This is a genomic window from Paramuribaculum intestinale, assembly GCF_003024925.1.
GTDB lineage: Bacteria > Bacteroidota > Bacteroidia > Bacteroidales > Muribaculaceae > Paramuribaculum > Paramuribaculum intestinale.
The window spans coordinates 1-25423 of sequence record NZ_PUED01000020.1; the positions used below are offsets into that span (position 1 = coordinate 1).

At 53.2% G+C, this 25423-nt stretch carries 22 protein-coding genes; 12 read left to right on the top strand and 10 right to left on the bottom strand.

Annotated features, from left to right (window positions below; translation table 11 throughout):
* A partial coding sequence (locus C5O24_RS02905; RefSeq protein ID WP_133165443.1) for a RagB/SusD family nutrient uptake outer membrane protein occupies nucleotides 1–595 on the top strand: 595 nt, incomplete at its 5' end.
* Nucleotides 596–827: 232 nt separating this feature from the next.
* Here the strand turns inward: C5O24_RS02905 and C5O24_RS02915 are convergent.
* On the bottom strand, nucleotides 828–2021 hold the full coding sequence (locus tag C5O24_RS02915) for a multidrug effflux MFS transporter (protein WP_161553775.1): 1194 nt from the start codon (nucleotides 2019–2021) through the stop codon (nucleotides 828–830).
* A 115-nt stretch (nucleotides 2022–2136) separates the two neighbouring features.
* Here C5O24_RS02915 and C5O24_RS02920 point away from each other — a divergent pair, with 115 nt between their 5' ends.
* From C5O24_RS02920 to C5O24_RS02950, 7 genes are all read left to right on the top strand, one after another.
* Nucleotides 2137–3531, top strand: coding sequence for an MATE family efflux transporter (locus C5O24_RS02920; protein ID WP_107035371.1), 1395 nt, complete (start codon nucleotides 2137–2139; stop codon nucleotides 3529–3531).
* Nucleotides 3532–3771: 240 nt separating this feature from the next.
* The gene (ybeY, locus tag C5O24_RS02925; protein ID WP_107681423.1) at nucleotides 3772–4194 is read left to right on the top strand and encodes an rRNA maturation RNase YbeY; all 423 of its coding nucleotides are present in this window, start codon (nucleotides 3772–3774) and stop codon (nucleotides 4192–4194) included.
* A complete protein-coding gene (mnmG, locus tag C5O24_RS02930) occupies nucleotides 4191–6074 on the top strand; it encodes a tRNA uridine-5-carboxymethylaminomethyl(34) synthesis enzyme MnmG (protein WP_107035369.1) in 1884 nt (627 codons plus the stop codon). Before ybeY ends, mnmG begins: the two co-directional genes overlap by 4 nt.
* Complete coding sequence (locus tag C5O24_RS02935; protein ID WP_370585858.1) at nucleotides 6071–6640, top strand: adenine phosphoribosyltransferase; 570 nt, start codon at nucleotides 6071–6073, stop codon at nucleotides 6638–6640. The genes mnmG and C5O24_RS02935 overlap by 4 nt, the downstream gene beginning before the upstream one ends.
* A gap of 52 nt (nucleotides 6641–6692) precedes the next feature.
* Nucleotides 6693–8549, top strand: coding sequence for an excinuclease ABC subunit UvrC (uvrC, locus tag C5O24_RS02940; protein ID WP_107035367.1), 1857 nt, complete (start codon nucleotides 6693–6695; stop codon nucleotides 8547–8549).
* 39 nt (nucleotides 8550–8588) lie between these two features.
* A complete protein-coding gene (locus C5O24_RS02945) occupies nucleotides 8589–9950 on the top strand; it encodes an aminopeptidase P family protein (RefSeq protein WP_107035366.1) in 1362 nt (453 codons plus the stop codon).
* A 20-nt stretch (nucleotides 9951–9970) separates the two neighbouring features.
* On the top strand, nucleotides 9971–10867 hold the full coding sequence (locus C5O24_RS02950; protein ID WP_107681424.1) for a DMT family transporter: 897 nt from the start codon (nucleotides 9971–9973) through the stop codon (nucleotides 10865–10867).
* Nucleotides 10868–10986: 119 nt separating this feature from the next.
* On the opposite strand, the gene C5O24_RS02955 is transcribed toward C5O24_RS02950, so the two are convergent.
* On the bottom strand, nucleotides 10987–12342 hold the full coding sequence (locus tag C5O24_RS02955) for an alpha-L-fucosidase (RefSeq protein ID WP_107035364.1): 1356 nt from the start codon (nucleotides 12340–12342) through the stop codon (nucleotides 10987–10989).
* An 882-nt stretch (nucleotides 12343–13224) separates the two neighbouring features.
* On the opposite strand from C5O24_RS02955, the gene C5O24_RS02960 reads away from it, so the two are divergent.
* From C5O24_RS02960 to C5O24_RS02975, 4 genes are read left to right on the top strand one after another with little or no spacing between them, the layout of a single operon-like run.
* The gene (locus C5O24_RS02960; protein WP_107681425.1) at nucleotides 13225–14616 is read left to right on the top strand and encodes a DUF389 domain-containing protein; all 1392 of its coding nucleotides are present in this window, start codon (nucleotides 13225–13227) and stop codon (nucleotides 14614–14616) included.
* Nucleotides 14613–15902: a glycosyltransferase gene (locus C5O24_RS02965; protein ID WP_107035362.1), complete on the top strand. Its 1290-nt coding sequence runs from the start codon at nucleotides 14613–14615 to the stop codon at nucleotides 15900–15902. Before C5O24_RS02960 ends, C5O24_RS02965 begins: the two co-directional genes overlap by 4 nt.
* Before the next feature lie 23 nt (nucleotides 15903–15925).
* The gene (locus C5O24_RS02970) at nucleotides 15926–16702 is read left to right on the top strand and encodes a radical SAM protein (protein ID WP_107035361.1); all 777 of its coding nucleotides are present in this window, start codon (nucleotides 15926–15928) and stop codon (nucleotides 16700–16702) included.
* Nucleotides 16703–16716: 14 nt separating this feature from the next.
* Nucleotides 16717–17640: a S66 peptidase family protein gene (locus tag C5O24_RS02975; RefSeq protein WP_161553776.1), complete on the top strand. Its 924-nt coding sequence runs from the start codon at nucleotides 16717–16719 to the stop codon at nucleotides 17638–17640.
* Between the two features lies 1 nt (nucleotide 17641).
* Here the strand turns inward: C5O24_RS02975 and C5O24_RS02980 are convergent, their stop codons facing one another.
* From C5O24_RS02980 to C5O24_RS03015, 8 genes are all read right to left on the bottom strand, one after another.
* A complete protein-coding gene (locus tag C5O24_RS02980; RefSeq protein ID WP_107035359.1) occupies nucleotides 17642–18094 on the bottom strand; it encodes a nucleoside deaminase in 453 nt (150 codons plus the stop codon).
* The gene (locus C5O24_RS02985) at nucleotides 18091–19005 is read right to left on the bottom strand and encodes a ribonuclease Z (protein WP_107035358.1); all 915 of its coding nucleotides are present in this window, start codon (nucleotides 19003–19005) and stop codon (nucleotides 18091–18093) included. The genes C5O24_RS02980 and C5O24_RS02985 overlap by 4 nt, the downstream gene beginning before the upstream one ends.
* A gap of 22 nt (nucleotides 19006–19027) precedes the next feature.
* Complete coding sequence (locus C5O24_RS02990) at nucleotides 19028–20524, bottom strand: lipopolysaccharide biosynthesis protein (RefSeq protein ID WP_107035357.1); 1497 nt, start codon at nucleotides 20522–20524, stop codon at nucleotides 19028–19030.
* A gap of 26 nt (nucleotides 20525–20550) precedes the next feature.
* Nucleotides 20551–21588, bottom strand: a complete 1038-nt coding sequence (gene ruvB, locus C5O24_RS02995) for a Holliday junction branch migration DNA helicase RuvB (RefSeq protein ID WP_107035356.1) — start codon at nucleotides 21586–21588, stop codon at nucleotides 20551–20553.
* 81 nt (nucleotides 21589–21669) lie between these two features.
* Nucleotides 21670–22743, bottom strand: a complete 1074-nt coding sequence (locus tag C5O24_RS03000; RefSeq protein ID WP_107681426.1) for a glycosyltransferase family 9 protein — start codon at nucleotides 22741–22743, stop codon at nucleotides 21670–21672.
* Nucleotides 22730–23335 carry a DUF4254 domain-containing protein gene (locus C5O24_RS03005; protein WP_107035435.1) on the bottom strand — a complete coding sequence of 202 codons (606 nt, stop codon included), beginning with the start codon at nucleotides 23333–23335 and terminating at the stop codon, nucleotides 22730–22732. The genes C5O24_RS03000 and C5O24_RS03005 overlap by 14 nt, the downstream gene beginning before the upstream one ends.
* Before the next feature lie 178 nt (nucleotides 23336–23513).
* The gene (locus tag C5O24_RS03010; protein ID WP_107035354.1) at nucleotides 23514–24860 is read right to left on the bottom strand and encodes a DNA cytosine methyltransferase; all 1347 of its coding nucleotides are present in this window, start codon (nucleotides 24858–24860) and stop codon (nucleotides 23514–23516) included.
* A partial coding sequence (locus C5O24_RS03015; protein ID WP_107681427.1) for an Eco47II family restriction endonuclease occupies nucleotides 24857–25423 on the bottom strand: 567 nt, incomplete at its 5' end. The genes C5O24_RS03015 and C5O24_RS03010, both read right to left, overlap by 4 nt.

Here is a 25423-nt window from a genome sequence, read left to right on the forward strand (position 1 = left end):
TATTTCAACAGTCTTAGCCAACGGATACGGCACAGATGATGTAGATGCTCGCTTTGAAAAGAACTTCTATGCCGGCATCGTAGAGGTTGATGGAAAGCCTGTAATGATGGACAATGGACAGCAGTTGGAGTATTTCCCATTGGAGCTAAAGTTGAATCTTACGGGAAGCTCCTATGTCAAGACAGCTGGTGCTCGTATGGCAAAATATGAGGTTGATAGGACCTCACATTCCGACGGTAGACAACCGGATAACGACATCGTGCTATTCCGCTATGCCGATGCTCTCCTGATGAAGTCCGAGGCAAAGGTACGTAATGGTGAGGATGGCTCGTTGGAGTTGAACGAAGTCCGAGGTCGTGTTGGTATGCCATATCGAGAAGCTACGCTTGAGAACATATTGAAAGAGCGTTTGTTGGAGTTAGTATGGGAAGGCTGGCGACGACAGGATATGGTGCGTTTTGGAGTTTATCATAAATCATACGATCAGCGAGTCCAACTGGCTGATGAGAAAAATGGGTATACCACAGTTTTTCCTATTCCACAAAAAAGTATAGACTTGAACCCAAAATTAAAACAAAATGTTGGATATAAATAACTTTAGCCTATGAGTATTCAATTTGACATTGCAAAACAGATTATAGCTGAAACATGCCCTAATCGCAAACTTAAGTTGGAGAATATTTGCCTTTTTGCAGATATTATTCAGCCTAAGAAATATCAAAAAGGTGATATAATTCTAAATGAAGGTGATATCTGTAATTGCCTATTTTATACAATGATTCGGTAAAAATTACCGAAGTAGTTAAACATTGTGTAGGCTCAGCGTATTATGTGTCTAGGTCAGGGGCTATGTGGCGTGTGAGCAGTGCGAATACGCCTGTAATCACGGTAAGAGCAACAAAAACTATTGCTGTGGAGTGAAGTATATCGCCCATGCCTACAAGAGGCGACACCACCGCGCCTACTGCATAACCCGCTACTCCCAGCACTGCCGATGCCTCTCCGGCATGTTGCCTCCCTTCGTTCATGGCAAGTGTGTTTGTGGTAGAGAATATGAGGCCGAGGCCGAGCAGACTCACACACATGCATGCTTCGAAAAGCCAAAGGCTGTGAACGTGCCATAGAGCAATGGCTTGAGCAGCTACACCTGCGGCGAGCAATCCGGCTCCGGTGACGGCTGCTTTTTTCAGAGGGTGAAACCGAAGGGCAAGCATTGATCCGCTCACTACAAACAGCGAGTTGAAACCTATAACGAAACCATAGGATGTCTGCGACAGGCCATAGTGGGTCTGCAATATGAACGGCGCCGACGATATATAGGCGAACAACAGTCCCAGAGCTGCGCCTTTGAAACATACATGAACCATGAACCGGTAGTTGCCTAAAAGATGACGGTAGCCTCCGAATGACCGGAGTATGGATCCAGAGGATCGCTTTGACTCGGCGAGCGATTCTTTCAGTCCAGGCGACAGTGCGAGAATGATGGCGGCGAAAACGGCGAGAACCACAAATACTCCCTTCCAACCCCATTGGTCGGCTGTCACTCCGCCTATCACCGGAGCCGATGCCGGCGCTATGCCGTTGATGGCTCCGATAAGAGCCATGAGTCTGGCCAGAGGCCGCCCGGAATATACATCGGCAGGTATGGTGCGGGCCAGAAAGTATCCGCCCGATGCTCCCATTCCTTGAAAAAGTCGGCAAAGATTGAATGTGTGTATAGTCGGAGAGAATACACTCACTATAGCCGACACTATGAAAAGCGACAGTGACACCATGAGCACCGGACGCCGGCCATAGTGATCGCTCACCGGGCCAAGTATAATCTGTCCGAGTCCAAGCCCTGTCATTCCCATCGTAAGACCCATCTGTCCTGTGGGAACAGAGCAGTGGAAGAATTTCACCATTGCCGGCAGAGCAGGGGAGTACATGTCGTTGACAAACGAGCCGAGAGCGCTCAGACACACCAGATATCCTACCAGAAACGTGTAGTAGCGCGGGTGTGCCGACAGCTGTCGACCCATCGCTGATACTGACGTTGTGCTGTTTGTGTTTTGTTTTGTATTGTCCATATCCTGTTTTATAACAATCTTCCTATTGAATAATGTTGTATTTTTGCATCGGAAAATCGTATCAGGGATGTCGGTAAATGTAAAGAATGCCGGAAAGGTCGATATGATCAACGGACCTTTGGCCGGAAAAATAATGGTGTTCACTCTGCCGATCATAGCGAGCGGCATTCTCCAGCAGTCGTTCAATGCTGTCGATGTCGCCGTCATAGGCCGCTATTCAACCAGCCAGGCCATTGCTGCTGTGGGTAGCAATGGCCCGATCATCAGCATTCTTGTCAATCTTTTTTTAGGCATTGCCGTCGGTGCCAATGTTGTCATTGCCAATTATCTTGGGCAGAAACACAATCAGGCCGTACGACGTTCGGTGTCGACTGTGGCCGTTGTTGCGCTTCTGTCGGGAGCTATTCTTCTCGTGCTTGGTTCTTTATTGGCGCGTCCGATACTTGAAGCCATATCCACGCCACCCGATGTCATAGATCTTGCCACCCGGTATCTCCGAATATATTTCTACGGCATGCCGTTTTCGATGATCTACAATTTCGGGTCGGCCATAATGCGTTCGATAGGCGACACTCGGCTGCCGTTTTATTCGCTTCTCGTGGCTACAATGTGCAACATGGTGCTCGACTGGGTGTTTGTTGCTCTTTTGGGGATGGGGGTCGATGGAGTGGCATGGGCCACTGTGATATCCGTTGCGGTCAATGCCATGATAATAGTATTCTTTCTGATGCGTGAGCCTGATCCTGTGACGCTGCGTCTTAGCCTGCGTCGCCACGATTTTTCGTCGGCCGATTTCCGTAAGATGCTTCAGATAGGCATACCCGCCGGACTTCAGGGAATGGTGTTTTCGATTTCGAATATATTCATTCAATCGTCAATCAACAGTTTTGGATCTGATGCAGTGGCCGGTTCTGCCACAGCTCTGACCTACGAAGCCTACTGCTATTATATAGTGGTTGGCTTCAATGCGGCCGCCATTGCGTTTACAGGGCAGAACTACGGTGCGGGTCGCCTCGACCGTTGCCGCAGGGTGGGGGTGATCTGCATGATGATGAGCGTCGGGCTGTGTGCTCTCGCAAATATTATTATAGTCTGGCAGGAGAAATTCTGTATAGGAGTTTTCACGTCCGATCCGAATGTTGCGCGATATGCCATGATGCGATTCCACACTGTACTGGTGTATCAGTGTCTGGCAAGCAGCTATGAGGTGGCCGGATCATATATGCGTGGTTTCGGCCGGTCGGTGACTCCGATGGTGCTGACGATATTCGGCACGTGTGTGTTGCGTCTGGTGTGGGTTGGCAGTGTAGTGCGTTTCCACCACACTTTCGAGGTGCTGATGATGATATATCCCATCACATGGATCATCACCGGAGTTATGGTTGTCGTCGCTGCTCTGGTTTTGCAGCGTCGTCTGTCGCGTGTTGGAAGAACGGACGGCGGTCAGCTCGAGTCGTGTTGACGACACTTTTTTAGCGCGAGGATTGTGCTGGTCGTATTTTTACGGTTTTGAGAGTCGTAAATTTCCGTATGATTCTCTTTGTTAGCCTGATTTTTTGATTCTAAATTCGTTAAAATTTAATCAAAATACTGATTTGTAAGGTATTATTATTCTTTTTTCTTGTTTATTTTTTTAGCCGGAAAAATTGATTACTTTGGGATATTGCTATTTTTTCTGTTTTTGACTACTTTTGTGATAGTTATGAAACAGATTTCATGGAACAGCCAGGGCATAGACATGCCTGAGCTTGATTTTGCCGCTGTCGAAAAGTGGATAGCCGATGTGGCGTCAAGGCAGGACAGGGGAGTAGGGCAGATCGGCTATCTTTTCTGCACCGACGAAAAGATTCTGGAGGTCAACCGACAGTTTCTCGATCATGATTACTATACCGACATCATCACGTTCGATTATTCCGACAGCCATATCATATCTGGCGATATAGTCATATCGCTTGATACGGTAAGATCCAATGCCGATCAGTTCGTGCAACCTTACCGGCGCGAGCTGATGCGTGTGATAATACATGGTATTCTACATCTCTGTGGAATCGACGACAAGGGTCCCGGCGAACGCGAGATAATGGAGCGATACGAGGACGAGTCACTTGAAATGATTGGACTATGATCTCTGAGTATGATGTTATAGTGGTAGGTGCCGGTCATGCAGGATGTGAGGCTGCCTCTGCTTCGGCGCGCCTCGGATCGTCGACGCTGTTGATTACCATGGATATGGACAAGATGGCGCAGATGAGCTGCAATCCGGCTGTGGGTGGCATAGCAAAGGGGCAGATTGTCAGGGAAATAGATGCTCTTGGCGGACATATGGGCATTATTTCCGACGCTACTGCGCTGCAATTCCGTATGCTCAACCGTTCCAAAGGTCCTGCGATGTGGAGTCCGCGTGTGCAGTCCGATCGCATGAAGTTCTCTGCCGCTTGGCGTAAAGTGCTTGAGTCCACTCCCGGTCTATATCTATGGAGCGACAGCGTATCACGTCTGATCATCGAGAATGGTGCTGTCAGAGGTGTAGAGACTCTCCACGGAGCGCGTTTTTCAGCTCGCACTGTCGTGATCACGGCCGGAACGTTTCTCAACGGACTGATGCATATCGGTCGTTGTCAGTTTGAGGGCGGACGTATATCCGAGCCGGCATCCATCGGGTTGACAGAGCAATTGCGCGAGGCCGGAATACGCACCGATCGCATGAAGACTGGCACTCCTGTGCGTATCGACGGACGTAGCGTCGACTGGTCGAAGACCGTCAGGCAGGACGGCGATGATGATGATCTGCATCGTTTTTCATACCTGCCTTCGTCGCGTCGTTGCCTCAGGCAGCTTCCATGTCATCTGGTATATACCAACGCTGCTACCCACGATATACTGCGCCGCGGATTGCCGGATTCGCCGCTATATAATGGTCAGATCAAGAGCATCGGACCGCGTTACTGCCCGAGTATCGAGACGAAAATCGTCACCTTTGCGGACAAAACAGAGCATCAGCTTTTCATAGAGCCGGAGTCGGAGGATGGCAATGAATACTATCTCAACGGCTTCTCTTCATCTTTGCCCATGGATATTCAGTTGGAGGCACTGAAGACAATTCCCGCTTTTGCCGACGTACAGATATATCGTCCGGGTTATGCAATCGAATACGATTTCTTCGATCCGACTCAGCTTAGTCATACGCTCGAAAGCCGTGTCATTGATTCACTATTCCTCGCCGGGCAGGTCAACGGCACTACCGGATATGAGGAGGCGGCAGGGCAGGGTCTGATAGCCGGTATCAACGCTCACCGCAAGGCTCACGGGCTCTCGGATTTTACCCTTGCCCGCGATGAGGCATATATAGGAGTGCTGATCGACGATCTGGTGACAAAAGGAGTGGACGAGCCTTACCGTATGTTCACCTCGAGAGCCGAATACCGCATATTACTCCGCCAGGACGATGCCGATATGCGGCTTACACCGCGCGGATATGAGATAGGACTTGTCAGTCCCGAACGTTACGGGCTGATGGAGTCAAAGCGCGGGCAGCGCGATGCCTTCATTGGTTTTGTTTCGTCGTTCAGTGTCAGGCCTTCCGAGGTGAATGCATTGCTCGAAGAGCTTGGCGACACTCCGCTCCGTCAGGGAGTGAAGCTTGTCGACCTTATTCTTCGGCCGCGTCTGACGGTGGCTGTTCTCGCGGGAGTATTGCCTGCGCTTGCCGATTATATTGAAGGGCATATAGAGGCTGAGCGTCGTGATGAGATAGTTGAAGCTGCTGAAATATTGCTCAAATACGGAGGATATATCGACCGCGAGCGACAGATTGCCGAGAAGCTCCGAAGGCTTGACGAGGTGAAGCTTCAGGGACGCATCGACTATGATGCCGTAAGTTCATTGTCGACAGAGGCGCGTCAGAAACTAAAGCGAATAGATCCTTCTACCGTCGGACAGGCGTCGAGAATACCCGGCGTTTCGCCGAGCGACATCAATATACTTCTGCTCTTGCTCGGTAGATGATTGTTTCACGTGGAACGTTAGTTAGTCAATTATTATCAAATACTTATATGGAATACGTTAAGACCAAAATCCGTGATGTAATCGACTTCCCCCAGAAGGGAGTCATATTCCGTGACCTCACCACCGCTTTCAAGGATCCGAAGGCCATACATATCCTCGGATGGAATCTTTCGCAGATATATCGCGACAAGGGAGTTACTAAAGTGGTCGGTATCGAGTCGAGAGGGTTCATCTGCGGTTCGATCCTTGCCTTCGAGCTTGGAGCCGGATTCGTGCCCGCACGCAAGCCGGGTAAACTGCCCAGCGAAGTCATATCGACATCCTATGATAAGGAGTATGGCAAAGACACCATCGAGATACACAGCGATGCGATCACGCCCGATGACGTTGTCGTGATCCACGACGATGTGCTGGCTACCGGCGGCACGATGGCAGCTGTCTACGAACTCGTAAGACGCTTTAATCCCCGGAAAATCTATATCAATGCTATTGTGGAACTGTCCGATCTCGGAGGAAGAGCCAAACTTCCGGCCGAAGCTGAAACCACGGCGCTGATCACATACTGATCCTTTCACAGGCCATATACATCATAAGCCACACACATAAACCGCACTCTTTTTGCCAAAGCATAGAAAATCACACGAACTGGAGGAGAAAATATCCATCCTGCCGTCTACCCCCGGCGTATATATGTACTACGACGCCGAGGGTACGGTCATATATATAGGCAAGGCCAAAAACCTCAAAAGGCGGGTGTCGTCATATTTCAACCGCACTCACGATTCGCTCCGCACCAATCTCCTCGTCAGAGCTATCGCCGATATGAAATATATCGTTGTGCCCACCGAACAGGATGCGCTCAATCTCGAAAACTCCATGATCAAGGAGTACAAGCCGCGCTACAACGTGCTCCTTAAGGACGACAAATCATACCCATGGATTGTAGTCACCAACGAGTTTTTTCCACGGGTGTTCATGACGCGTCAGCGCATCAGGGACGGATCGAAATACTACGGACCCTACACCGACACCGGATCTGCAAGAGCGGTGCTTGATCTCATACGGGAGCTTTATCCGTTGCGGTCATGCAGGGGAGTAATTACTCCCGAAGGGGTCGCCTCGGGCAAATACCGGCTATGCCTCGACTATCATATCAAGCGCTGCTGCGGACCCTGCACGGGACATGTCGATGAAGTCGCCTACCGGCGACATATAGAGCGTGTCAAGGATATATTGCGCGGCGACATGTCGGAGCTGCTCGATCATCTCAGGAAGGAGATGGAGGAGCTTTCATTGCAATTGCGCTTCGAGGAGGCACAGACTGTCAAGGAGCGGTATCAGCTGGTGGAGCGTTACTGCGCCAAGAGTGTCATCGTCAGCCAGACGATCGGTGATGTCGACGTGTTCGGAGTGTGGGACGATGGCGGCGACGAGGTGTTTGTCAATTATATGCACATGCATCGCGGAGCCGTGGTTCGTAGCGTAACCCTTCAGTATCGCCGCTCGATGGACGAAACCGTGGCTCAGCTGCTATCCTATGCCATGGCCGAGGTGGAGCGTGAGCTTGGAGCTGTCTATGATGAGGTAATAGTGCCCGAAATGCCCGACGTGGATATGCCGGGAGTGACATTCATCGTGCCGCAGAGAGGCGACAAGAGCAAGATTCTTGAGGTGTCGGAACGCAATGCGCGACAACACAAGATCGATATGCTGAAACACATGGAGCGCAACGATCCGGAGCAGCGCACCGACCGGCTGCTCGAACGCATGAAAGCCGATTTCCGTCTGTCGGAACTTCCAAGGCATATCGAGTGTTTCGATAATTCCAACATACAGGGCACAAATCCTGTAGCGTCGTGCGTGGTGTTCCGTGACGGCAAACCGTCCAAAAAAGACTATCGTCACTTTAACATCAAGACCGTGGAAGGACCCGACGATTTCGCTTCCATGAAGGAGGTGCTCACACGTCGCTACACACGTCTTGTCAACGAGGGGCAGGGGCTGCCGCAGCTGATCGTCGTCGACGGCGGCAAGGGGCAGCTCAGTTCGGCCGTTGAGGCTCTCGACGAGATGGGACTGCGTGGCACCATCGCTGTCGTAGGCATCGCCAAGCGTCTTGAGGAAATCTATTTTCCAGGCGACAGCGTGCCGCTTTATATCGACAAAAATTCTGAATCGCTCAGGGTCGTGCAGCATCTGCGCGACGAGGCCCACCGCTTTGGCATAACCCATCACCGCAACCGTCGCAGCCGTTCGCAGACAGTGTCGGCTCTCGATTCGATAAAGGGCATAGGCGAGAAGACACGTCAGGCTCTGCTGACGCATTTCAAAAGCCTCAAGCGTGTGCGCGAAGCCGATCTCGACGATCTTGCATCGGTCATAGGCCCGTCGAAAGCTTCTATAGTCTACAATGCCTTTCATCCTGAAGGTGATGCTGATGGGGAAAATTATGAAAATGTCAACATAAACAGCTGAATATAAGTAACTAATAATTTACATAAAACTTAAAGTGTTATGTTTGAGAAAGATATCTATGTAAGACGTCGCGCCGAACTGAAGAAGCGTGTAGGTTCAGGCACACTGCTGTTTCTCGGCAATGATGAGTGTGGATGCAATTATGCCGACAACACATATCCATTCCGTCAGGACTCCACGTTTCTCTACTATTTCGGATTGCCCTACGACGGCCTTGCGGCAGTGATCGATATCGACAACGATCAGGAAATCATATTCGGCGACGAACTTACCATCGACCATATCGTGTGGATGGGAACTCAGCCCACTCTCCACGAAAAAGCACATCTCGTCGGAGTCGACAATGTGCGTCCGTCGGCCGATCTCAGAAGCTGGCTCGACCGCTCTCTTCAGGTCCGGTATCTGCCGGTCTACCGTGCCGAACACCGGCTTAAGCTCTGGCGTCTGCTCGGCATCATGCCGGGAGAGGAAAAGCCTTCGGCCGAATTCATCCGTGCCGTAGTCGATATGCGCAATCACAAGCAGCCCGAAGAAATAGCCGAGATTGAGAAGGCCTGCGATGTCACGTCCGACATGCATATAGCCGCCACAAAGGCCATCCGCCCGGGAATGTACGAATATGAAGTGGCGGCAATCATAGAGCAGGTGGCGGCATCAGCCAATTGCAGCCTGTCGTTCCCCACAATCTGCACCATCAACGGCCAGACACTCCACAACCATTACCACGGCAATCGCATCAACGAGGGAGATATGGTGCTTATCGATGCCGGAGCCGAACGTCCGTCGGGCTATGCGGGCGATATGTCTTCTACCGTATGTGCCGGAAAGATCTTCACATCGCGTCAGAAGGCCGTATATGACATTCAGGTGGCATCTCATCTGGCAGCGGTGGAGATGCTTCGTCCGGGAGTGCCTTTTGTCAAAGTCTACGAACGCGCTTCCGAAGTGATATGCGCCGGAATGCGTGACCTCGGCATACTTAATGGAGATCCTGCCGAAGCTGTTGCCGCAGGTGCCCACGCGATGTTCTTCCAGTGTGGACTCGGCCACATGATGGGGCTTGATGTCCATGATATGGAGAATCTCGGTGAAGAATTCGTCGGCTACGGAGGCAAGCCAAAAAGCACTCAGTTCGGACGCAAGTCGCTGCGTCTCGGACGCGAGCTTGAGGAGGGATTCGTCCTCACTATTGAGCCGGGAGTCTACTTCATACCCGAACTGATCGATCTGTGGAAGGGCGAAGGACGCTTCAAGGAGTTTATCAATTACGGCGAGCTCGAAAAATGGCGCGGTTTCGGAGGAATCCGCAACGAGGAGGACTATCTAATCACAGCTACCGGATCGCGTCGGCTCGGCAAGAAGATACCGCTGACCACCGAGGAGGTTGAAGCACTCCGCTGACCGCTTACTCTGGATATGCAATGAAAGCATCATCACGTGCCATAGTATTGGCCGCCGTCACAGTGTTGAGCTGGTCGACGGTGGCCACTGCTTTCAAGATCGCACTTGCCTCCATGGGAGTGCGGGAGATGATATCGGTGTCGGTTTTCTCTGCTTTCGTGGTTCACGCCGTGTGGATGACGCTCAGCCGTTCGTGGGGCGAATTGAGCCGTCTCTCCGCAAAGATGTGGCTGAAGTTCGCTCTGCTTGGTCTGATAGCCCCTGTGAGCTATTATTTCGTGCTTTTTGAGGCCTATGATCATCTTCCCGCACAGATTGCTCAGCCGATCAATTACACGTGGCCTATCATCCTCTCTGTGCTTATTGCGGTGATCGACCGTCGGCCGGTGTCAGCGTCAGGATATGCCGCGATGGCCGTATCGCTTGCAGGAGTAGCGCTTATATCTCTCGGCGGAGGTGTGGATGGAGCAATATCACTCACGGGGATTGCTCTTGCATTTGCATCCGCATTGCTGTGGGCGCTCTACTGGATTGTCAACGACAGTCTCAAATCGTCCGTCAGCGAAACGACCTCACTCTTCCTGACATTCTTTTTCGGAACGATCTATCTCGCTGCCATGTCGTTGCTCCGTCCGCTCGGACCGATAGCATCCGACGGCCTCCTTGCCGGATGCTACATAGGCATATTCGAGATGGGACTGCCGTTTATATGCTTCGGCATAGCACTGCGCACCCCCGACAACCCCGCGCTCGTCAATCAGCTCTGCTACCTCGCGCCATTTCTGTCGCTCTTTTTCGTGGCTCTCTTTGTAGGCGAAACGATAATGCCGTCTACCTACATCGGGCTGATACTTATTGTGGGCGGAATAATCTGCAACCGGTATCTGACCGCACGAAACCGACTGCAGCACACATAGCCTCTCCCGACCGATCACTCGCGATCGTATGCAAAAGACACCGACAGCGTAGCTTGGGCTTATACCCGGCTACGCTGTCGGTCTGTTATCGTCTGATGAAGCCCTACGGCTTCTGACGGTTATTCGGCTTCATTGGCTGTCGACACCGGAGCAGCCTCATTGTCATTGAACGTCATCACCTGACCCTCGCCGGTGTATAGCTTCACCGGCTCTTCAAGTTCAAGAGCCAGAACAGTTATCTCGGGGTCGAGCACTTCGTCGGGAACATTTATGTAGTAAACGCCCGGCACCTGGCTCCATGAAATGTCGTTATACTGGTTCCACGACAGTTCCTTGTCCGTGCCTACCACTCTCACCTTCTTCACGCGGCTCTTCAGACCCTTCACCTCCACCGATTCATTCGGGCGGTAGGGCAGATAGAGATAGAGTATGTCGCCAGCCTGGTTGAGCGATGTATAGGCGTGTACATGTCCGGCCGGAATGCCTGCGCGGGTGTCGTAGATGGCCTCGGCATGCTTTTTTGTCCAGCGGCCGAGATCCTTGAGCACCTTCACCTCCTCTTCGGGGATCGTGCCGTCGGCTTTCGGGCCGATGTCGAGCAGAAGATTGCCTCCGAGGCTTATGCAGTCCACGAGCATTCTCAGCAGCGTTGAGCTGCTCTTGTAGTTGTGATCCTCCGTGCGGTAGCCCCATGAGTCATTTATGGTCATGCAGGTTTCCCACCATTTCGACTCCGGACGTCCCACAGGCACTCCCAGCTCGGGTGTCATATAGTCGCCGTAGCCCTGAATGCGCGAGTTTACTATCACGTCGGGATTGTAGGAGTGGAGCTTGGCCACGATCTGCGGCGATTTCCACTCTTCGGCCGAGTGTTCCCAGTCGCCGTCAAACCACCACAGATCCGGATTCCATTTCGTAGCCAGTTCCTTCATCTGCGCGTCGTTGAAATCAAGGAAATGCTGCCACCGTTTCGGGTCATCCTTGATCTCATATTTTTTTGGTCCGGCGCGGTATATGTCGGTATAGTCCTCACGCGGCCAGTCGATGAGTGAGTAGTAGAATCCGAGCTTGAGCCCCTGCTTGCGCACCGCATCGGCAAACGGGCCGAGAACATCGCGGCGTGCCGGCGACGATTTCACGGCGCTCACATCGCCCGCTTTTGTGTCCCAGAGAGCGAAGCCGTCGTGATGCTTCGTCGTGATGACGGTGTAGCGTGCGCCGCTATCCTTGATCAGCTGCGCCCAGTATTCGGGATCATAATTGGCGGCGGTGAATTCATCGGCCTGTTTCATGTAATCCTCAAGCGTGACGTGGCCGTTGTGGAAAGCCCAGCTCTCGGATGTGCGTCCGGTCGAGTACGGCCCCCAGTGGATAAAAATACCGAGTTTCGCTTTCGAAAACCAGTCCATGCGCTTGGCCTGTTGCTGCGGGGTTTCCCCCTCGACGCTCGACGCTGCTACCGTGGCGCCACCCATTGTTGCAAGGACGGCTGCCGTGATAATAGTTTTAAGGTTCACGTGTAATCAGAATTTTTAAGATGGTTATACTGTTGTTTTTATCATGCGGGATCTCTGGCTGTCAGCTTGCTCCCAGGCCTCTCTCTGCCGGCTTCGCTTCAGCCTGCATCTGTCATGTTACCATTTCAGTTGGTATGCAAAGATAATGGTTAGCTTTGTATTATCCGTCATCCTGTTTCATAATTTTCCATAAAACCCCATTTCCGCATTATCCTGCATTATCCCCTCTCCACCAACTCACCCTCTTCTCCCGCGGCATGTCATCTATTCCCTGTCGGATGAGGTGCGATTCCCGGGTCTGCTATCCCCGATTACTTCTGGAGTTCTGATTCTTCCGAAAACTCCGATTGATTTGACGTCTTCCTCCCCTTTCCTCCATGGTATGAGTTGTTGATGTAGGGTAGAGATTATGGCGTCTGCTACTTGATTTCAGGTAGGCTTGTGTGTCTGTTTTGTCCTTAAAAAGCCTGTGGAGTGCCCCCGATACCGTGGACACGTTGAAAAAATCATTGTTTTGTGGTATTTCCGTATTGTGTGTTATTGTCTAATTTTGCATCGGTTAATCAGGTAAGAAAGATTATGTGATTTCTTTACTCTACACAAAAATATAACGTAAGCCTTCGATCGGGCGGGACAGTGATTGTTCCGCCCGATCGGCATTTGATGGCTGATCCGATGATGCGGCGGATTGAGCTCTTTTTTGATTGATTTGTCTGGCATATTGGTGCGCAATAAAAAAATGTAGTAACTTTAACGCGGAATTAATCAAAACCCACACATGTGGATTTTGAAAACGATTGTAATGAAGATTTCCCGACAGGGTCTTAGTGTTTTGATTTCATGAACAATAATTTTGTAAACAGAATCAGTCAGTTCTTTGTCAGCTATTTCACACTGTCAGATCTGGTGCCGCAGGCCGAAGCGGAGGCTGTGATACGCGAGGGTGTCACTTTTCGAGGTACCAATATACTGATACTCATCGTGGCGATACTGATCGCTTCGCTCGGACTCAACACCAATTCCACAGCCGTCATTATCGGAGCCATGCTCATATCCCCTCTTATGGGACCGATCATCGGCATCGGACTGGGCATAGGAGTGCACGATTTCGAGCTTATAAAGCGATGTCTTCGAAATCTCGTGATGGCGGCCGGCTTCTCCGTGCTCGCCTCTACCATCTATTTCATGATTTCGCCTGTCAACGAGGGGCACAGTGAGCTTCTCGCACGCACTTCACCCACCATCTACGATGTATTGATCGGATTTTTCGGTGGCGGAGCGGGCATCATCGGACTCGGAAGCCAGTCCAAAGGCAATGTCATCCCTGGTGTGGCCATCGCCACGGCGCTTATGCCACCGCTTTGCACTGCCGGTTACGGACTGGCCACTCTGCAGTTCCATTATTTTCTTGGAGCGAGCTATCTGTTCATAATCAACTCCATATACATTGCGTTTGCCACCTATATCGGAGTGAAGCTTTTCAAATACAAGCCCGTGGCCACGGTCGATGCCGATCGTGCCCATCGGGTGATGAGAATAGTCTACACGCTGGCCATCCTTACCATGCTTCCGAGTATATGGCTCACCTACAATATGTTCAGACAGAATAAGTTTCAGGTCAATTCCCAGCGTTTTGTGACAGAGGAGTGCCGGTTTCCTTCCACTCAAGTGTTGAGTTCGGATGCCTACGTCAGCAATGGTGAGCGATATATCAAGATCGCCCTGATCGGCAAAGTTCTTCCTGAGGACTCGCTCAATATGGCTTTGAGTTCACGACTGAGCTACTACGGCCTGGGCGGCACAAGGCTAATGATCGTGCAGGGCGACGCCGTGGCCGCTCCCGATGCGACTGCGGCTGCATCCGACATTTTCAAGATCACACAGGCCACCATAAGCTCCCAGCAGCAACAGATCGATTCGCTGCGGATGCTCGTCAGAGAGGCCGGATCGGCGCGTAGTGCAGGGCGTCTGATTTCGCCCGAACTCAAGGTGCTATTCCCGCAGGTGGAGGATATAGCCATTGCCGAGCCGGTGTTCAGTTCGGTCGACTCGATGAGACTTGACACTGTCAATGTGGCTCTGGTGCGTTTCTCATCGCCGATGAATCAGCCCACGGAGCAGAAGTTCAGGGAATATCTCTGCGCGCGTCTGCAGTTGCCAGCCATAAGCATTGTGCATGTCGACCGTAAGATACTTGACGAATCCGACCATAAATCCGCTCATAAAAAATGACATACCACGAGTCTTTGCCCGCCGGGTCACGGCCATTGAAAGTAGCGATGATCAGCCACAGCGACATGCTCGGAGGCGCATCGGTGGTCACCTACCGGCTTATGAAAGCGCTGAAGGCCGAGGGGGTCGACGCGCGTATGTCGGTCTACAACCGGCTGACCGACGATGCTTCGGTCAGGCAGGTTGGAACTGCGGGAACGCGCGGAGTGCGCTTCGCATGGGAGCGCGTGCGCATCATGGCCGCAAACGGATTCCGCCGCGATGATCTGTTCAAGGTATCGACTGCCGACACCGGATTCAACCTGAGCCGCGACCCATGGATCAGGGAAGCCGACGTCATACTTCTTGGATGGATCAATCAGGGGCTTCTCTCGCTTGACGATATAGAAGCTCTCGGGCGTCTTGGCAAGCCTGTGGTCTGGGTCATGCACGACATGTGGTGTCTGACAGGAATCTGTCACCATTCGCTCGGCTGTACCCGCTACACGGAGTCGTGCGGCCGGTGTCCGCTGCTTCACAGCCGCCGCGACAACGATCTGTCGCGCCATGTGTGGGAACGGAAAATGAAACTTTACGATGCTGTCCCACTGACATTCGTGGCCGTGAGCCGATGGCTGGCCGACCGCTGTGCCGAAAGCTCGCTGCTGGCGAAGCGTGATGTAAGGGTGATTCCAAACGCTTTTCCTGTCGATTCGTTTGTCATCCGGCCGCGTGGCGAACTGACGGTGCTGCAGGGCGATCTCGATCATGACATAATACTCATGGGTGCGGCGCGCCTCGACGACCATATCAAGGGACTTCCTATGGCTGTCGACGCACTCAATTATATCTTCGACAATCATCCCAAAGTGGCGCAGCGCACCGTTGCAGTGTTTTTCGGCGACCTGCGATCGTCGGCCGCTCTTCATAATCTCCGGTTTCCGCACTTTCATGTCGGACGCATCAATGATCCTAACCTGCTGCGCGATCTCTACGCTCGCTCTAAAGTGGTGCTCAGCAGCTCTCTCTACGAAACTCTTCCGGGCACGCTTATCGAGGGACAGGCATCAGGATGTCTGCCGGTCACATTCGGTCGAGGCGGACAGGCCGATATTGTCACACATCTCTCCGACGGATATATTGCCCGATATGCCGACACGCGCGACCTCGCCAAGGGTATTCTGTGGGCGCTGGATCAGAATGTCGACCGCCAGGCGCTACACGAGAGCGTCCGAAGGCGTTTCTCTTCCACGTCCGTAGCCCGGTCGTATATCGAACTGTTCAATCAGCTTGTAGCTGTAAAATAATCAATTGAAAACAAGACACAGCAATGCAGACGGTATTGTTTCATGAAACTATATTCGGACCGATTCACAGTCGGCGTCTCGGAACGTCGCTTGGAGTGAATCTGTCGCCTGTCGACGGCAAGACATGCACGTTCGACTGTCTTTACTGCGAGGCCGGATTCAACGCCCAGGGACCTGGCCGTAGCGGATTGCCTGCGAGAGCCGACGTGGCCGCGCAGCTCGAAGCACGCCTGAGTGCCATGAAAGCTGCCGGCGAAAAACTCGATGTCATAACTTTTTCGGGCAATGGCGAGCCGACCATACATCCCGAATTCGAGGGCGTGATCGACGATACCATAGCTCTCCGCGATCGTTATTTCCCTGAAGTGAAGATCAGTGTGCTGAGCAATGCCACGCGCCTTGCCGATCCGGGGGTGGACAGGGCGCTCAGGCGTGTCGACAACAATATTCTTAAACTTGACAGTGCCGTAACTGAAACCATGAGGCTCATAGACCGTCCGGGATCGCCCGATTTCACCTCGGAGCAGGTCATCGGTCAGATAGCGTCGTTCGCTCCGCAGTGCATCGTCCAGACCATGATACTGCGCGGAAGCCACGAAGGCCGCACGGTCGACAATACCGTCGACAACGAGATCGAGGCGCTTGTCGAGGCCTATCGCACGATACGTCCGAGGGAGGTGATGCTGTATTCCATTGACCGCCGCACGCCCGAACAGGCGCTCGTAAAAGTGGAGCGCGATGAGCTTGAACGCATCGCCTCGCACATACGTGAGGCCGGTATCAACGTTTTGGTAAGCTGATTATGGAGAATATTATGGAAAGTGACCGCCCTCTGATAGTGCCTGAACCTCTGCGTCCGGGCGACCGTATAGCCATACTCTCGCCGGCCGGAATCATCAAGCCGGAGTTTGTCTACAAGGCCATGCAGGTGTTGCAGGATGCCGGATACCGTCCGTTTGTCACGCCGCACGCTCTCGGCCGGTGGCGCACCTACAGCGGCACACCTCAGGAGCGTTTCGACGATCTGCGGCAGGCGCTGCTCGATTCGTCGGTGAAGGCTATCCTTTGCTCGCGCGGCGGTTACGGCGCGGTTCATCTGCTTGAGGATCTTGACCGGCTTCCGCTGCGCGAAAATCCCAAGTGGATCATAGGCTACAGCGATATCAGCGCGCTTCACGCTCTGATGCACCGCCACGGCATAGTTTCAATCCATGCACCCATGGCCAAGCATCTGACCACGCTGAAGGGGCGCGACGACGATGCGCAGGCGTTGTTTGAAATACTGGCCGGCGAGCCGCAGCTCTATTCTATTCCACCATCTCCGCTCAACCGTCAGGGCACGGCCGTGGCGCCGCTTGTCGGCGGAAATCTCGCTGTGATAGCCGATCTGGTGGCGACACCGTTTGACACCATTCTGCCCGACACTATCCTCTTCATTGAGGACATCGCCGAGCCGGTCTACAAGACGGAGCGCATACTCTACCAGTTGCGTCTGAGCGGAGCGCTGTCGCGCATCAAAGGGCTTATTGTGGGTGCGTTCACCGACTACGCTCCGGAGGTCGACGGACGATCCATGGAGGCGATGATCAGCTCTATGGTGGCCGATTATTCCTATCCGGTGGCGTTCGGTGTGCCGGTGGGGCATGTCGACCATAATCTGCCGTTGCAGGTGAGCCTGCCTACACGCCTTGAGGTCACAGCCGATCAGACGGTCATCGTGCAGCCTGCCGGCGCCTGAATTAGCGTTTTCCGGCAAAGAACTCCTTCATGAGCGCGCTGCACTCGTCGGCGAGCACTCCCGCCTTGACAGTGGCTTTGGGATGGAAAGGATTGCCGCCAAGCCGGCTGTAGCCGCGCTTCGGATCGGAAGCGCCGTAGACGATCCTGGGCAGCTGACTCCATCCGATCGCTCCGGCGCACATCACACACGGTTCGACTGTGACGTATAGGGTGCAGTCGGTCAGGTATTTGCCGCCTAAAGTCTGGGCGGCAGCGGTTATGGCCTGCATCTCGGCGTGGGCGGTGACATCCGAGAGTGCCTCCGTCAGATTATGGCCGCGCCCTACTACAGTGCCTTTGCATATCACCACTGCGCCTATAGGCACTTCGTCCTCTTCGAGAGCGCGGTGCGCTTCGTCAAGAGCCATGCGCATATAGCGCTCGTCGTCGTTGATTGCCGTTGTATTGTTCATAACAGATCTATTTTCATCCCTTCGTCGGCTGCGGTGACGTTTTCAAACTCTTCGCGCGCCTGGCGCAGCAGCAGTTCCGTGGATGTGTATCGGTTGGAATAATGCCCTATGATCAGGCGTTTGGCTCCAGCCATGCGTGCTATTTTGCCGGCTTCACGGGCGGTGGAGTGTCCGCGGCGGCGAGCCTGTTCGGCAAGCGAGTCGTCGTAGGTGGCTTCGTGATATATCACGTCGACCCCCTTTACGGCTTCGGCCACTGCCGGCGAGAACATCGTGTCCGAACAGTAAGCGTAGCTGACCGACGGCTCGGGATCTGTAGTCAGACGCTCGTTGGCTATCACACGTCCGTCTGGCGCTGTCCAGTCGGCTCCCTGTTTGACGGCGTGGAGGTCGGCTATCGGAATGCCGAAAAACTTGATCATGTCGCCGCGCAGATGCCGTGGTTTGGGATTTTCCCTGAATATATAGCCCAGACACGGCACGCGGTGCTTGAGCTGAAAGGCCTCTACGGTCATGGCATGGTCATCGGCCACGATGCAGGGCTCGTTTCCTACGCCTTGATATTCGATCTCAAAGGGTGAATCCGGGCAGAAGAAACTGATGATGTCGCGCATCCGGTCGAGCCCTTCCTGCGGAAGCGTCAGGCGTATCCGGCCTCCCTTGTCGTGAAGAGCCATGGTCGACAGCAGTCCCGGTAGTCCAAGGCAATGGTCGCCGTGAAGATGGCTGATGAAGATGTGCTCCAGGCGGTTGAAGCCTATGCCCATCCGCCTCATGGCCAGTTGAGAGCCTTCGCCGCAGTCAACCATCATAAGCCTGTCGCGGAAGTTGATTATCTGTCCCGAAGGATTGTGGCGCACCGAGGGAGTGGCCGATCCGCATCCGAGTATATCGATCTGAAATTTTGCCATAATACGGATTTTTCAGGTGTGTTCAGGCGGTTTTGACGCGGTGTCGTCGCAGTCCGAAGCAGTTCTCGCGCCGGGCAGCGAAAGCGATGTAGCCGAGCAACAGGGCTGTGCGCAGCGTATAGTCGATCCAAGGATTGCCGGTGGTCAGCACGACTGCCGAACCGTAGAGCGCGAGAGCGAGAAAGAAATACGTCAGCAGCGGGCCGAGCCGGTAGCCGATTGGATGTTTTATGCGTCCGGTGACGTAGGATAGTACCATCATCACTCCGTAGCATGTCAGAGCGGCCCAGGCACACCCCATATAGCCGATCGACGGCACAAGAAGGTAGTTCATCAGCAGGGTCACCGCAAGGCCCGTCAGCGAGAAATATGTGCCCCATATGGTGCGGTCGGTGAGCTTGTACCAGAGCGAGAGGTTGAAGAATACCCCGAAGAAAAACTCGGCAAGCATTATTATCGGCACAACCTTAAGCCCGGAGAAGTATTCGCGCCCTATGAAGTAGCGGAGTATGTCGAGATAAAACATCACGCCGAGAAATATCACCATAGAGAATATCACGAAATAGAGCATCGCCACTCTGAATGGACGGTATTTGTCTGGATCGTTTTTGTCGGTGCGGTTCTGGGCGAAAATAAAAGGCTCGTAGGCAAAGCGGAATGCCTGAGTGAACATCACCATCACGATCGCTATCTTGTAGTTGGCGCTGTATATACCGAGCTGCCTCATGCCTTCGGCCGGATCGGATATCAGTGCCGGAAGAAGAATCTTGTCGAGGTTCTGGTTCATGATGCCGGCGAGTCCGAGCACGAGCAGGGGAGCCGAATACGACAGCATCTCGCGCCACAGAGTGCGGTCAAACCGCCACCTGAATCCGGTGAAGTCGGGTATGAGTATCACCAGTGTGACCAGTGTGGCTATCAGGTTGGAGAGGAATATGTAGCCTATGCCGAAGGTGGGTGAATAAAACGCCGATACGGCATCGGGCCAGCTGCGGTAGAGAGCCGGGCAGAGGAGTATGAAGAACAGATTCAGCCCGATGTTCATCCCGATGCCGATCAGTTTCACGGTGGCGAAGCGTATCGGGCGGTGACGGTAGCGAAGCCAGCTGAATGGTATGGACGTGAACGCGTCCACTGCCACGGTGACGGCCATCATGGCCACATATTCGGGGTGGTCGGGGCAGTGCATGGCGCCCGACAGCCACGGCATGGAGGCCATGACCAGAATGACGAACAGAGTCGAGCTGCAGGCTATCGAGGTCATGGTAGTGGAGTAGACCACATGCGGATCGGGATAGCGATCGTGGTTGGCAAACCGGAAAAAACCGGTTTCCATGCCGTAGATCAACAGGGCGAGCGTCAGCGCCACCCATGCGTAGATGAAGCTCACGGTGCCGTATTGCGCCTCGGCGAACGTGATGGTGTAGAGCGGCACCAGAAGCCAGTTGAGAAAACGGCCGATGATGCTGCTGAGGCCGTAGACGGCCGTATCTTTTGCGAGCGACTTTAGTGAAGGCAAGGCTGTAGGGGTGTTAGCGTTGTTGTTCAGAATAGCGACGGCTCGTCGGTTGGCCGTCGGTTGCGTATGTGGCCGAGATGCCGGTAGGCAAGATCGGTCACTTCACGGCCGCGCGGAGTGCGGTTGATGAATCCTTCCTTGATCAGGAACGGTTCGTAGACCTCCTCTATCGTGCCGGCGTCTTCACCCAGGGCGGTGGCGATGGTGCCGAGACCCACAGGGCCGCCGTTGAATTTTGTGATTATCGTGGTGAGGATCTTGTTGTCGATCTCGTCGAGGCCGTGCTTGTCGATGTTGAGTGCTTCAAGCGAGTAGCGGGCTATTTCGGGATCGATGCGCCCGTTGCCCTTCACCTGGGCGAAATCGCGCACCCGTCGCAGCAGCGCGTTGGCCACGCGCGGCGTGCCACGGCTTCGCAGAGCTATTTCGTCGGCGGCCTCGGGGGTGCACTCCACTCCGAGCAGGCGTGCCGAACGAAGTATGATACGCTGCAACACCTGATGGTCGTAATACTCCAGATGGCAGTTGATGCCGAAGCGGGCGCGGAGCGGCGAGGTCAGCAGGCCGCTTCGGGTAGTGGCGCCGATGAGGGTGAACGGCGACAGGGTGAGTTGCACCGACCGCGCGCCGGGACCCTTGTCGATCATTATGTCGATGCGGTAATCCTCCATCGCGGAGTAGAGATACTCCTCGACGACGGGGCTCAGGCGATGGATCTCGTCGATAAACAGCACGTCGTTTTCCTCCAGAGAGGTTAGTATGCCGGCCAGATCACCCGGTTTGTCGAGCACCGGTCCGGAAGTGACCTTGAAGCCCACGCCGAGTTCGTTGGCTATGATTGCCGACAGTGTGGTCTTGCCCAGCCCGGGAGGACCGTGCAGAAGCAGGTGGTCGAGAGCTTCGCCGCGCATACGGGCGGCTGCCACAAACACTTTCAGATTGTCCACTATGCCGTCCTGTCCGGCGAAAGCCTCAAACTGCGATGGGCGCAGGGCTTTCTCGATATCGCCGTCGCGGTCGGAAGCCGCCTGTCGGGCGGCGCGTATGTCGAAATCTTCTTCCAATTGGCTGTAGGGTTTTTAGAGTATGTTTGAATTTCACTTCTGTTCACTCAAAGAGGATTTTGTAAAAAATCAAACATACTCTTACTTGCTGATTGTTTCTCTTACTCGTGATATGATCTCTTCGGGGGTTATCGAAGTCATGCAGCGATAGTCTGATGTGCGGCAGGGCCGGTTGCCGAACACCGAGCATGGGCGGCACGCCATCGGTGTCTGTACGGCAAGCGACGGATCGAAGCCGCAGGGCGTGAACCCCATTGAAGGGTGGGTCGCTCCCCACACCGTCACCGTGGGCACTCCTGTAAGGGCGGCCAGTTGCATATTGCCCGAATCCATGGCCACCATGACGTCGAGCCGGCTCATCACGGCCATTTCGGTCCGGAAACCGAAGCGCTCGCGTGCCATGCTTGTGACTCGCGGAAACTCCTCGCTCCACCGACCCAGAATCAGCTTCTCCTCCTCGCCTCCGCCGAAAAGGAAGATCCTTGTCGACGGATCTTCCGACAGCGATGCGATCACCCGTTTCATCTTTTCCTCAGGGTAGATCTTGGCCTGATGGGCTGCAAACGGGGCTATCCCTATCCATCGCTCGCCTTCGGCTTTGTCGGGGCTTGCGGCGGCGAATGCCGACGGGTCAGCACCCCCCTTGAAAAACCTGACCGGCTCACCCGAAAGCTTCAGTCCGAGGCGCTCCAGCACGTCGCGGTAGCGTCGGTCGGTGGCGGTGAGTGGTGCAGGATATTCCGAAAAGTCGGCTACCAGACGCGCTTTCTCGCGGCGCCCCTTGCGGATACGGCTCACTCTGATGCCGTGAAGGTGGCAGAATACGGCTGCCAGACGGGTCCGCAGCACGTCGTGAAGATCGGCCATGTCGGTGAAACCATGCTCGCGGTGAAGCTCTCGGAGCAGCCTGATCATTCCGGCCGTACCGCTGTACTGGTGCTTCATGTCGGCTCCGACCACCGTGAGATTGGGCGGAGTTTCGAGCAGCAGACGTGCTGTGGGAGCCTTGGTCAGAAACACAAAGCGCACGTCGGGATTTGACCTGCACGCATCGTAGAGCGGACCGACGGCCATCGCCACATCGCCAAGCGCTGAGAAGCGCACGGCCAGCACGCACCGGCCTACGGTATGGCGGTCGGCTTTATTTGCCGGCATAGAGCACCGGATTGGTCGACGGATCGTTGTACATCTTCATCTGCCGGTAGACCTTCATGAACTTCCGACCGGCGGCAATATCGTCGATCAGACGGTCTATGGCCGCCGTCAGATCCTCGCGCTGGGTGAGAAGCACGTCGAGCTTCGCACGGCACTTGGCCAGATGCTGTTCCGAAGCGTCGGTGCGCTCCGTTTCGGCCTTCATGTGGTATATTTTCAGAGCGAGGATCGACAGCCGGTCTATTGCCCATGCGGGGCTCTCGGTGTTGATCGACGCGTCGGGAAGCGGTGTCACTCCGGCATATTTCTCAAGAAAATACGTGTCGATCTCCTCCACCATATCGGTGCGCTCCTGATTGGATCGGTCTATACGGCGTTTGAGAGCCAGAGCCTCCACCGGATCGATCTCCGGATCACGGATTATATCCTCCAGATGCCACTGCACGGCATCGATCCAGTTTTTGGCAAACAGAGTGTGTGCCGGATCATTGGCGGAATAAGGATTCTGCGGCTTGAAATCCACATCGTCGGTGAGATGGTAGAGAGCCACTGTCTCATCGAATATCCTGTTGCACTGTTGAGCGAAAGTCATGTTCATTATCGGAATAGTCGCTGTTGCGAGATGGTTTGCAAAACACAAATGTAGTGAAATTCCTCCAATCACCCCCAATCTTCCAAAAAAAATCCCAAAAACCTCACGCTCCGCACATGAAACCCGCGCAAGCTTATTCTGCGGTCCATAGCTGCATTTAGGATCGATGAAATTTTATCTAATCATTTGTATAGGGTTCTGGCGGATCACAAGCCAGTCCTTCAAATATGCCGTACAATTTCCTGACCGGCTGGTATGACTGATGTGGCTCCTCTGTTGAGTTCTGAGGCATAATGATGTCAATTTGATTGAACAGTCGCATGACAGCACGACCGATAGCCCAGGATAAATTGACTGGAACAGCATTTCCGATCTGTTTGTATTTTGCAGAAAGAGAGCCACAAAACTCCCAGTCGTCGGGAAATGTCTGTATTCGTGCATATTCACGGACGGTTAATGGCCGTGTTTCTGTAGGATGACACCTTTCGGTCTGTTTTTGAGCCGGAGCGCAGGTAAGGGTCAGGCTGGCTTCGTCCATGGAGAGGCGTCGTGCCATCCCTGTTTTGCCGCCTCCAAGATGATAGCTGCCCTTCATGTATTCTTTAGCTATATCGTCGGGCAGATCTCTCCAGTCTCCTCCCTCCGGCACAAGTTTCATTACTTTTTCTTTTGCCGCCGGATATTTTTGTCCTTCGCTTTCAGGCACGTCGCAGTCATAAAGATCACCATGAAAAAAAGCGTCACGAAGAGTGCGCAGTTGACCGCATACCGATGGCCATTTGAAGTTGACATGTGGAGCTATATCATACCGAATTGCAATGAGAATAAGTCGCTCTCTTTTTTGTGGGACATTATATTGAATGGCGCGGAGTACACGTGGCTCGATCAGGGTGTAGCCAAGTTCAGCTATGACAGATTTAATGGTTTCGATAGTGCGTCCATTGTCATGTTCCAGCAATCCTTTCACATTCTCGGCCATGAATACTTTTGGCTGTATTTCTTTGACCGCACGAGCCAATTCAAAGAAAAGAGTGCCTCGGGTTTCTTCAAATCCAAGCCTTTTACCGGCATAAGAGAATGCCTGACAAGGGAAACCTCCGGTCAGTAAGTCGACCTTGCCATGATATGGAGTGAAGTCGATGTCATGGATATCACCCTTGACCACATTCCAGTCCGGCATGTTCTTTTGAAGTGTAGCGCAAGCATCCTTGTCATACTCATTAAGCAGCAAATGCTTGAAGCCGGCCTTGTGCATGCCCAATGCAAGCCCCCCTCCCCCTGCGAATAGCTCGATTGATGTGAAAGTTCTGCGGGGCACAACCTCGTTTTCCTCGTCCCAGATATTGTTAAGCATCGCTGAAATTTCTGGAAATGAAGAAAGTTCTGAAACGATCAGATACTTCTGATTATGCTCGTCAATACGGGCTACACATTTGCCGTTGGCAATCCATTTGTCAACGGTGGCACGTGAAACGCCCATAATGTCGGCGAAATTATTCAGTGATATATGAGTATCCCGGGTCATTTGTTGTTGAGTTTGTCAAATCCCTCATATGTCTTGAATGCGAGAATGTACAGACTGGCGAGAATGTCGGCATGCTCTTTTGTGAGTTCTTCGTACACGGTGTTTTTGAGAGCAAGAGCGGGGTTGTCATTGACTACATCCTCAATGATTCGGGGCAGTGCAGCACACAATCTGAAGAAGGCGTCTTCAACGCCGAATACAAGAGCATAGAACTTGTCAATTGACATTCTACGGATCTTTTTGTGCTCACGTGGTTTGCCATCGAGTGAAACTTTCCAGGCATCGTCGCGGGAACGTTTGGAAATTATTTCGACAAGGTAACAGGTCGCTTCGTCATCGTCCAACAGCTTCCCTTGCATTTTCATATATGTTTTCTGAGATGAAGCGGAATTCATGGTGTTGTGCTTGTTCTTCATCTCGACGTAGATATGCAGTTCATCGTTTTCCACATCAAATCCCGCCGAAGGTACAACCCATCCGTTGCCGGCATATCGGAATAGGTTTTGATGGAAATATCCGATGCGGTTGGTGTTGGACTTGTCAATCTGCCGGAAGCATTCATC

What these genes read in the sequence shown, in the direction of transcription:
- C5O24_RS02915 (WP_161553775.1), bottom strand. Translation starts at nt 2,021, where the DNA reads ATGGGTCGACAGCTGTCGGCACACCCGCGCTACTACACGTTTCTGGTA.
- C5O24_RS02920 (WP_107035371.1), top strand. Translation starts at nt 2,137, where the DNA reads ATGTCGGTAAATGTAAAGAATGCCGGAAAGGTCGATATGATCAACGGA.
- ybeY (WP_107681423.1), top strand. Translation starts at nt 3,772, where the DNA reads ATGAAACAGATTTCATGGAACAGCCAGGGCATAGACATGCCTGAGCTT.
- mnmG (WP_107035369.1), top strand. Translation starts at nt 4,191, where the DNA reads ATGATCTCTGAGTATGATGTTATAGTGGTAGGTGCCGGTCATGCAGGA.
- C5O24_RS02935 (WP_370585858.1), top strand. Translation starts at nt 6,071, where the DNA reads ATGATTGTTTCACGTGGAACGTTAGTTAGTCAATTATTATCAAATACT.
- C5O24_RS02945 (WP_107035366.1), top strand. Translation starts at nt 8,589, where the DNA reads ATGTTTGAGAAAGATATCTATGTAAGACGTCGCGCCGAACTGAAGAAG.
- C5O24_RS02950 (WP_107681424.1), top strand. Translation starts at nt 9,971, where the DNA reads ATGAAAGCATCATCACGTGCCATAGTATTGGCCGCCGTCACAGTGTTG.
- C5O24_RS02955 (WP_107035364.1), bottom strand. Translation starts at nt 12,342, where the DNA reads ATGGGTGGCGCCACGGTAGCAGCGTCGAGCGTCGAGGGGGAAACCCCG.
- C5O24_RS02960 (WP_107681425.1), top strand. Translation starts at nt 13,225, where the DNA reads ATGAACAATAATTTTGTAAACAGAATCAGTCAGTTCTTTGTCAGCTAT.
- C5O24_RS02965 (WP_107035362.1), top strand. Translation starts at nt 14,613, where the DNA reads ATGACATACCACGAGTCTTTGCCCGCCGGGTCACGGCCATTGAAAGTA.
- C5O24_RS02970 (WP_107035361.1), top strand. Translation starts at nt 15,926, where the DNA reads ATGCAGACGGTATTGTTTCATGAAACTATATTCGGACCGATTCACAGT.
- C5O24_RS02975 (WP_161553776.1), top strand. Translation starts at nt 16,717, where the DNA reads ATGGAAAGTGACCGCCCTCTGATAGTGCCTGAACCTCTGCGTCCGGGC.
- C5O24_RS02980 (WP_107035359.1), bottom strand. Translation starts at nt 18,094, where the DNA reads ATGAACAATACAACGGCAATCAACGACGACGAGCGCTATATGCGCATG.
- C5O24_RS02985 (WP_107035358.1), bottom strand. Translation starts at nt 19,005, where the DNA reads ATGGCAAAATTTCAGATCGATATACTCGGATGCGGATCGGCCACTCCC.
- C5O24_RS03000 (WP_107681426.1), bottom strand. Translation starts at nt 22,743, where the DNA reads ATGCCGGCAAATAAAGCCGACCGCCATACCGTAGGCCGGTGCGTGCTG.
- C5O24_RS03005 (WP_107035435.1), bottom strand. Translation starts at nt 23,335, where the DNA reads ATGACTTTCGCTCAACAGTGCAACAGGATATTCGATGAGACAGTGGCT.
- C5O24_RS03010 (WP_107035354.1), bottom strand. Translation starts at nt 24,860, where the DNA reads ATGACCCGGGATACTCATATATCACTGAATAATTTCGCCGACATTATG.